This window comes from Deltaproteobacteria bacterium (assembly GCA_023382265.1).
Classification (GTDB): Bacteria; JAMCPX01; JAMCPX01; order JAMCPX01; family JAMCPX01; genus JAMCPX01.
The window spans coordinates 94,172-103,506 of the sequence record JAMCPX010000054.1 but is presented as its reverse complement, the minus strand read 5'-3'; the positions used below and the strand labels follow the sequence as shown (position 1 = coordinate 103,506).

The 9,335-nt window shown below is 38.8% G+C and carries 11 protein-coding genes; all 11 read left to right on the top strand.

Features of this window, described 5'->3' with window-relative positions:
- The first annotated feature begins 341 nt into the window (after positions 1–341).
- The 11 genes from M1381_09915 to M1381_09865 all read left to right on the top strand — a co-directional run bounded on the left by M1381_09915 (position 342) and on the right by M1381_09865 (position 9,239).
- On the top strand, positions 342–503 hold the full coding sequence (locus M1381_09915) for a hypothetical protein (protein MCL4479397.1): 162 nt from the start codon (positions 342–344) through the stop codon (positions 501–503).
- A 3-nt stretch (positions 504–506) separates the two neighbouring features.
- The gene (locus M1381_09910) at positions 507–1,283 is read left to right on the top strand and encodes a hypothetical protein (protein ID MCL4479396.1); all 777 of its coding nucleotides are present in this window, start codon (positions 507–509) and stop codon (positions 1,281–1,283) included.
- Between the two features lie 342 nt (positions 1,284–1,625).
- Positions 1,626–2,345 carry a hypothetical protein gene (locus M1381_09905; GenBank protein ID MCL4479395.1) on the top strand — a complete coding sequence of 240 codons (720 nt, stop codon included), beginning with the start codon at positions 1,626–1,628 and terminating at the stop codon, positions 2,343–2,345.
- A complete protein-coding gene (locus M1381_09900) occupies positions 2,342–2,653 on the top strand; it encodes a hypothetical protein (GenBank protein ID MCL4479394.1) in 312 nt (103 codons plus the stop codon). The genes M1381_09905 and M1381_09900 overlap by 4 nt, the downstream gene beginning before the upstream one ends.
- Positions 2,654–2,661: 8 nt before the next feature.
- Positions 2,662–3,138: a hypothetical protein gene (locus tag M1381_09895; protein ID MCL4479393.1), complete on the top strand. Its 477-nt coding sequence runs from the start codon at positions 2,662–2,664 to the stop codon at positions 3,136–3,138.
- Positions 3,139–3,191: 53 nt separating this feature from the next.
- Positions 3,192–3,419 (top strand): hypothetical protein, encoded by a 228-nt coding sequence (locus M1381_09890; GenBank protein MCL4479392.1) that lies wholly within the window; start codon positions 3,192–3,194, stop codon positions 3,417–3,419.
- A complete protein-coding gene (locus M1381_09885; protein MCL4479391.1) occupies positions 3,403–3,765 on the top strand; it encodes a type II toxin-antitoxin system PemK/MazF family toxin in 363 nt (120 codons plus the stop codon). The genes M1381_09890 and M1381_09885 overlap by 17 nt, the downstream gene beginning before the upstream one ends.
- Before the next feature lie 66 nt (positions 3,766–3,831).
- Complete coding sequence (locus tag M1381_09880) at positions 3,832–4,920, top strand: hypothetical protein (GenBank protein ID MCL4479390.1); 1,089 nt, start codon at positions 3,832–3,834, stop codon at positions 4,918–4,920.
- 16 nt (positions 4,921–4,936) lie between these two features.
- A complete protein-coding gene (locus M1381_09875; GenBank protein ID MCL4479389.1) occupies positions 4,937–5,419 on the top strand; it encodes a hypothetical protein in 483 nt (160 codons plus the stop codon).
- Positions 5,420–5,449: 30 nt separating this feature from the next.
- The gene (locus M1381_09870) at positions 5,450–6,022 is read left to right on the top strand and encodes a hypothetical protein (GenBank protein ID MCL4479388.1); all 573 of its coding nucleotides are present in this window, start codon (positions 5,450–5,452) and stop codon (positions 6,020–6,022) included.
- 46 nt (positions 6,023–6,068) lie between these two features.
- The gene (locus M1381_09865) at positions 6,069–9,239 is read left to right on the top strand and encodes a transglutaminase-like domain-containing protein (GenBank protein ID MCL4479387.1); all 3,171 of its coding nucleotides are present in this window, start codon (positions 6,069–6,071) and stop codon (positions 9,237–9,239) included.
- The last annotated feature ends 96 nt before the right edge of the window (positions 9,240–9,335 follow it).

Here is a 9,335-nt window from a genome sequence, read left to right as displayed (position 1 = left end):
ATATCAGAACCTCGACAATGGATGGGGAATAGGGCAATTCTTCTCAACCGATACCCTTGATACCACCCTTGCCCTCGATGCGTTGAAGGCGGTTAATTACTCCAACCAGACCACGATCAGCAATGCGGTTTTATATCTTGTAACCAACCGGATACAAAACAGGATTTTCATATGAAGCAAATAGTTAAATTAACCACATCTTCTAACAGGGCAAAGCCCGTGTGGAAAGAGCCGGGAATGCATTATGGCAGACCTCATCCTGCCCTTCTAGACCCAGCTTTGCCGGGTGTCCGAGGGAAAGGAACTCCAGAATCTCATATCCTTATAGGGGAGAGGATTATATGGCAATTGTAATGGGCTCCAGTGGTTTCTTAATTGACCATCCAACTAAAATGGTAACTATAAGAACTATCAATGATGTAATAAGCGCAAGTGGAAAATCAGTTACATTTATTGGTATAGACAATCTATTAGATAATTCAAATCAGTGTCAGGTGAAATAAATTATGAATAAATATTTTACACTTGTTTCTTTACTATTTATTCTGTTACTGCCCAATATTTCTAAAGCTGATAAACTTAGTCCCAAGCAGGTAATAGAGAGATATTATGAATTAATTATGAATTCATGCTGGTGCTGCAACGCACGTAAACCAGATGTAGCTTGTCGTGGCAACCCTCTTATGTTGATGTTACATACAAAGAAATTTAATACCAATTTTAGTTTAGATGCATCACTATATCCATCATTACCCCTGAAAATTAGTAATTGCAAAGAAGAGAAAAATAAAGCCTCATGCGATGTCACATATTTTATTATAGGAGAATGGAACTGGTACGATCCATTTTGCGAACAACATAATGTGAAAACCGCTACATTAAATTTATTTAAAGATTCTGGGGTATGGAAAATAAGCAGTAAAGTAGAACCAGGAGAAGGAGAAATTAGCGGCGATGATAGTAATGTAGTGTCGATACCATATATTTTAAAAAGAATTGATGAATATATGAAGTACGATCGTGAACATTTAGAGAACAGCGAGTTACAAAAGAAGGATTTTGAAGAATTATGGGTAAAGCAAGGTATATATAAAAATAAAGAAGAATGGCTTAAACATATGAAAGAAGATCTAATAAAATTCGAAAAAGACAAACAAGCTATTAAAGAAATAGAGAGTAAAGCACTAAAATATGGACTTATAAATGGCGAAGTATTCGTGAAAGACTTGGCATGTCAAAAGCCAAATCCAGAAATAATAAAAGAATTAAAAGGTAACAAGTAGTAGCTGATGCAGTATAGCTTAATTGAAAACGGGGAATAAAAAATGAGAGACTTGTTAAGGGCATTCATATTACATCTACAATTATCCAAATCTTCGAAACTGTCTTGATGTATTATATTAAAACAGATTCGTTACAATATGAGCGCAGATATTATACGCAAAATGAAGAAAAGGAATTAGCGCATATCTATGCAACATAAATTATTTATAAAGTCTGGCTACCTTCAATTTTTGCAATTAGGGATACTTTTCTTAGTTCCTATGAATATGGTTTTTCTGTTTATCCTTACTAAGGATATTCTCTACCTGAAAAAGCCATTACAAATTAATTTTTTAATCTTCATGATTGTATTGCTAATACTGCTTCTGCTTGTAGGGGCACTATGGCGAAAAGCTACATTTTCAAGGAAGGATTTTATTAACCTTGCAACATATAAAAAGATGGAGTTTGACGAAAAGAATAAATTAGGCTTATGGAAAAGTATAGGGCGATATAGTTTTTTATACAGTTATTGGGAGGATATATTTATCGCAGCAAGAATAGTTGCTCCATTGAGTATACCTCTTTTTGAGTTTCGTTCTTCTGGTTCGGATAATATGTGGTTACAGCAACAATCCGGGCAATATGTACCCCCGAGTTTTGATTTCAGTAAGCTTGCATCGATGTATGAGAATACAGAATTAAGCCGCGTAGAAATCTTTTCCTTAGTAAGCGGACCATACGATATTGATATTGGGTTAAACATAGAAATCGGAAAAAGAGAAATTCCCGAAACGGAGTGTTTTGAAATAAACAAAACACTGAAGGAATTCATTAGCGGAGTGCAGTATTTTCGCGCTGCGATAAGATTCAATAAAAAATATTTATGGATGAGCATTAAAGGACATCCATGGGAAGGCGAGAGATTCAGACAAAAAATCATCAAAGGCTTCGAGATATTTCAGGCGATGAACAACGAATTAAAGAAGAGATATACTGTAGGGAGCTGGGATAATTGGGATGTTAAATGGGATAAGAAAGGAAATTTCTTTTACTTAGCACCAAAGGAAGGACAGGCATGATTAGAGCAAAAAGCTGTTTGTCATTATTTGCTTTGTTCTTTTTGTTACCTGTATCAGCAAATGCCCAGCAAGGGGCTATAAACAACGGTCTTAATTATCTCCAAGCTTCTCAGTTAACAGAGGGAAGCTGGTCAAGCAGTATAGTAGCTGAATATTATGCTACAGACGAAGTATTGACCACTTTCAATTATTTTGGACAAAAATATACTGATTACACCAACGGCATCAATTGGATTACATCACAGCCCTTATATAATGTTGATCGTATTTCCCGAAGTATTGCCTTATTAAGCTCTACAGGCAATTAAGTAATTTATTGTCATATCAGAACCTCGACAATGGATGGGGAATAGGGCAATTCTTCTCAACCGATACCCTCGACACCGCCCTTGCCCTCTCTGCGTTGAAGGCGGTCAACTACTCAAACCAGACCTCAATCAGCAATGCGGTTTTATATCTTGTTACCAACCAGAACACAGACGGTGGATGGGGGTTTTATGCAGGGGACGACAGCAATGTGTATATGACAGCGATGGTTTCGTACACGCTTGAGCAGTTTGCAAGAACAAGCTCAATTGCAACAGTCCTTAACAACGCCATGAATTATCTTGTAGCCCATCAGAACTCTGATGGTGGATTCGGTTCAAGTCCGTCCACAGTATATGAGACTGCCTTATCGTTTCTTTCATTAATGGGATCAGGGCAAGGCACTGCCCTGCCCCTACAGAACGCAATGAACTATATAACAGCTACCCAATCTGCAGACGGCTCATGGAATGAGGATGCTGTTTGACAAAATTAACGAATATTAGTATATTTGTAGATAAATAGATATAAGGAGGCGCTATGCAAACAACAACAGTGAGGGTTTATGAGCAAACACGGGAAAAGCTCAAAAAGATCTCTGGAATAGAGAAAGTGAGTATAACGAATTTACTCGACAAGCTGGTCAAGGAATATGAGAAATCTTTTTGGGAAGGCTTTGACAGTGAAGCTAAAGTTTTGCTCAATAAAAAAGAATTAAAATTAAGAACGATCTTTGAAAAGACCATAAAAGATGGTTTTTCAAAATAAAGAAATTCCCCGAAGGGGTGAGATATGGTTGGTCAATTTTAATCCTTCAATAGGTTCTGAGATAAAAGACCAGCATCCGGCACTTGTAGTTTCCGTAGATGAACTGAACGAGAGTCCGTGGGGACTGATTGTTGTATGTCCGATTACAACTATCAGAAAAGACAAGATATTCAGATTGCACGTTCTTATATCACCACCAGAGGGCGGCATAAAACATGATTCGATTATACGATGTGATCAAATAAAATCTATTTCTGTTTACCGATTTCTAAAAAGGTGGGGAAGTGTAGACGAGGAAGTGATACGAAAGGTAGATTATATCTTAAAGAAGATACTGAATCTGTAGTTTGAGAGATAAAATTTCTTGCTTTTATAAATTTGATTCGTTAGAAAAGATAAATACGGAGGGTTAATGAAGATCGGTTCTCATAAGGATATTTTTAAACCTTCTTTGTTAAAGTCAACCGCTCAAACGGTACTCAATCTGAAAAACGCACTAAGTACCATTCAAACGAGATTACAATCACAAGACTTTACCGGCATGACAAAGGATGATGTTTTTGGGAGTCTACTTTATACAACAGCTGTTTCATATTACGCCGAATATGATATGATGGATCAGATGCAAGCAAAGATGATGGGGGTAGTAATAGCGAGGATCCCTTCGGATGCGATCTTTTCAGTTTCAATGAACGTAAACTATATGTTTGGTGTAGCAACAAATATAAGTATAGCCGGGCTTAAGATGGATGTGCAGAGGAACTTAGAGCTTACAGAAGCTACAGAAGGAAACAATAAGAGTATACTCCAATACATGCTGACAAGCGGTATGAATTCCTCGGCTTTGGAAAATAGTGTACCGGAACGCATATTTTCTACACCAACCAATCCTGTAAAAGGCATATCGGCAATAAAGGCAATACAAATAGCCAACGATCAAGGCATACCGATATACACAGTAAATCAATCAAACATCTCTACTGTATTACCACAACTCCAGCTTCCCTCAGATGTAATTTCAGATATTCAGAATGCGGTGAATGCGGGCGAGGCGGTAACAGTTTCAAAGACTCAGATAACCTACAATGGCTGGACTGGTGTAGGGTATATCATAATAAATCCTACAACCGGTGCAGGGGCGTATATGATCAGCGGAGGGTTGGGTGGTGCTCTTATGCTTGTGCTCGGTCTTTCACTCTTATTTTTGTCAATAGCAATAGGACCTATTGTTTTTGCTATTGTAGCATTATTGTTACCAGTCTACCTTGCGTTTATTGGTTGGTTAGCACTTGAGGCAAGTCCTGCTGCGAGAGAATGCGTACTTGCAATAACTTTAGCTGTTGTTGCGTTATTACTTGAAATTTGGGGTCTTGGCCCTAGTGTCGTATCGTTGTTAGAGGCAATCGTTCCTGCCGAATATATACCCATGATGATCTCAATAATTATGTTAGGTTTCGATCTCCCAGAAATAGGGTATAAGTGTTTTGGTACAAGTCAATGAAAAAAAAGGTGTTAATATGAACCATCAATCGATTCTTATTCTAGTCCAAACCGTAATATTGTTTCTTATTATTATTTATCTAATTTTAGAATCAAAAGAAATCGAGAAAAAACTTAAAGGTGCGTTTGGAGTATTAATGGCTTTTGCTGTCTTAGGATTAAATTTTGTGGTGATGAGACCTAAGGGAATTTCTTTTAAAGGAAGTGTCATAACAGGAATTATATCCTGTGTTATAGGTATCATCATAACGTTAATTACCCTAATCGTTGAAAAAAAGGTTTTATCATTTTTAAATATGCTTTTTTTAATGATGAAGACCAATAAGATAATATTAACTGTTGTCTTATTCCTTTGGGTAATCGGAATAATATTAATTCATTTCAATCTTTATGAATGGTGGTTTCTGTCTGTTGGAGGAATGTTGTTTGTATGGATTGTAAAGGTAGTGAAAGATAATAAAGCAACATGGTTTATTGGTGGACCAAAATGGTTCGACTAAATAGGCTGGTATATGAATGAGTGTGAGGGTATGAAAAAACATATATTAATAACAAAAGGTTTGTCGATTTTTGTATTCTTAATCTTTTTGTCTTCCTTGAATGTTAATACTGCCTATGCTCAATCTAGTGCAATAACCAATGGTCTTTTATGGTTGAGTAATAATCAGAACCCTGATGGTAGCTGGGGATTGCAAAGCAATTTAACTTTGATCAATACAACAGAGGTAATGGATACTTTGAGATATCTTGAGTATACTGGAACAAGTTATACAGAGGGAGTAAACTGGGTATCGTCTTATACTGCAACATCAACAGATGACATAGCAAGAGAAACGATTTTTTTAAGTAATGATGGATTAAGTGTTACTACGCCTGTAAATACCTTAACCGTCTATATGAATTCCGATAATGGATGGGGAATAGGGGAATTGTTTTCAAGTGATACTCTCGACACCCTCCTCGCCCTTCAGGCCCTGAAGTCCGTGAACTACTCCAACTTCTCCACGATCAGCAACGCCCTTTCCTATCTTGTTATCAAGAAGAACTCGGACGGCTCATGGAATGAGGATGCGTATTCAACAGCCCTTAAAACGATTTCTTGACTTTACACATGCCGTTCGTTAATTAATTCAAAAATACGGAGGGTTAATGAAGATCGGTTCTAATAAGGATATTTTCAAACCTTCTTTGTTAAAGTCAACTGCTGTTTTTCTGGTATTCATATTTGCATGGACAAATCTCGGGATTTATCAGGTCGTGTATGCGGCAACCACCAACAGTGGCGAGCATCAAGTAGCGAATAGCGAGAGTAAACCTTCTTCTTCGTCATTCCCGAGAAATCGGGAATCCAGTTTTCCTGATAAGGAATTAGAAAAGGCATTAGAAAGGATACGCGAAACAATCAGCAAGCCTTCCACGTCCATTCCCTCCCCGCTTTCAGCGGGATCAACTTCGGCAGGAATACAGCCTTCCCCCTCTGTCATTCCCGAGACATCGGGAATCCAGACGGAATTAAAACAAGAACGCACCGAGCTTGATAAAGCTGATGTAAGCATACGACAACAGTTCAAACAAACCGAGCAGCGAATAAAGGGTCTGCCGGCTGTAATCCAGCAGCGGCAGAAAGCATTCGAACGCAAATATGAAAAGAACTATGCGCAGCTCAAATCAGAGCTTGATTCAATAAATACTGCGAAGACAAATACTCAGTTCACGACACGGACGAGAAAGCTCAAGGCATTCCTCGATAAGATCAAGCCGCCACAAAGGCATATTAAATTCAACCCGAACAAGCTCCCTCACAGGATGGTTCACCCCGTTAGAAGATTGACCTTTACGAAATTGGAATCTCCGGATCAAGCAATAGCACAATCAACCGCATTTTCTAACGGGGCAGGACCAGCATGGCGGGAACCGAGGATGAATTATAATAACCAGCATCGGGCAGCGGTCGAACAAAAAGATGATACTGAAATTGGGGAAAGTGAGGAGGTAGGTCAACTCCCCATCCAACTCGCCAGTCTCACAACAGATAATCTCTTATCATCCGCACTTGTCCAGACCATCCCGCCCCCGACGGCCGCAGACCTAACATCCACAGTAGAAGTCCAGTTTACCCCGGCAATCCTTGCAAAGGCAAAAGAGCTTAGATACAACGCAGTAAACATCTATAACTGGGTCTACAACAACGTAGAGTATGTCCCAACCTACGGCTCAATTCAAGGCGCGGACTTATGCCTCCAGACCATGCAGTGTAATGACATGGACACAGCGTCTTTACTCATAGCATTACTCCGCGCCTCCAACATTCCTGCCCGCTACGTTTATGGCACAATACAGTTACCCATAAATCAGATCATGAACTGGGTAGGCGGATTCACAGATGCAAAGTCAGCATTAGAGCTGATGGCTCAAGGCGGCATACCTATAACTGGTGAAGTGGCTGGCGGTAAGATAGTAGCGGCAAAGATTGAGCATGCATGGGTCGAAGCTTATGTGAATTACTTTCCATCAAGAGGAGCACGCAATGGTCCCGGCAATGAATGGATACCCCTGGATGCAAGCTATAAGCAGTATACCTATACACAAGGAATGAATATCACACAAGCAGTGCCGTTTGATTCTCAAAGTTTCTTAAACCAGATTACCTCCACAGCTACAATAAATACACAACAAGGGTATGTAACAAACATTAATGTGGCATACATATCCCAGACCATAGCAAATTATCAGGCACAGGTAGCAAACTACATTTCTCAGACAAACCCCAATGCAACGGTAGGAGATGTAATCGGCAAAAAGCAAATCATTCAGCAAAACTTCCCATACCTGCTCGGTACGCTGCAATATCAGGTATTGGCAAAAGGCTGGGAGGCTTCAGAAGTACCTGATACTTTAAGATACAAAATCTCATTCCAGATAATCAACCCGCAGACATTACAGACCGATATAAACTATACAGTAAGTTTGGCACAGATAGCAGGGAAAAGACTCACATTAAGCTATGTGCCTGCAATCAGTGCGGATGAAACAGTAATCGAGTCATATATACCCACAGGCAGTTCCATAACTATCAGTTCCCTACCAACTTCATTACCCGCATATTTAATCAACATGGTGCCACAATTAATAGTCGATGGGCAGGTAGTAGCAACAGGTAGCTCTATAGGATTAGGAGGTTCTGAAACTCTGACCATGACCTTTACTTATGCAAACCAATATGCTGATACCTCTACAACAAACCTGACAGCGGGTGAGTATTACGGGATAGGAATAGACGCTGGTGGTGTATCATCACAAACGGTACTCAATCTGAAAAACGCACTAAGTGCTATTCAATCAAAATTACAAGCGCAGGATTTTACTGGTATGACGAGAGATGATATTCTTGGAAACCTACTTTATACAACAGCTGTTTCATATTACGCCGAATATGATATCATGGATCAAATGCAAGCGAAGATAATGAGTGTGGTAATAGCAAGGGTACCGTCAGAAGCGGTATTCTCAGTTACGATGAACGTAAGCTATATGTTTGGTGTAGCAACGAGTATAAGTCCGGCTGGACTAAAGATGGATGTGCAAAGAAACTTGGAGCTTACAGAGGCTGTAGATGGGAATAGCAATAATGTTGTTCAATATATGCTTACAAGTGGACAAAACTCTTCACTATTAGAAAGTAGTGTACCAGAACAATTGCTTTCCACGCCAAGCAACCCTGTAAAAGGCATATCGGCAATAAAAGCAATACAAACAGCAAACGATCAAGGTATACCGATATACACTGTAAATCAGTCAAACATCTCTACTGTATTACCGCAACTTCAGCTTCCCTCAGATGTAATAGCAGATATTCAGAATGCGGTAAATGCAGGCAAGACGGTAACAGTTTCAAAGACTCAGATAACCTACAATGGCTGGACTGGAGTAGGGTATATCATAATAGACCCATCAACAGGAGCCGGCGCATATATGATTAGCGGAGGGCTAGGTGGTGCGATAATAATAACATCACTTGTATTTATAGGCTTACTTGTAGCCATTGGTCTTTCTGGTGGAATTCTGATTCCGGTTATTGGCGCCCTTTTAATATCTCTGCTACCACTTTATTATGTCTTTATCAGATGGTTAATGATCTCTGCAACTACAGCGGAAAAAATATGCGTGTTAAATATAATAAAAATTATAGCAGAAGTTGCTATCAGTATTAATATTGGTATGACCGAGATAATTCCTACACAGGTCGAATTTCTCCTTCGTATAATGGAAGCTGTAAGTGCAGGTAAAGATTTTACAGAAGCATGTATTCAGAAAAGTTAATGAATAGACAAAAATACCATTCACAATGACACAACCATTAATATCATCAGAATCATTTTATAAGTATTTATTATTTCAGTTAGCATTTATAATGTA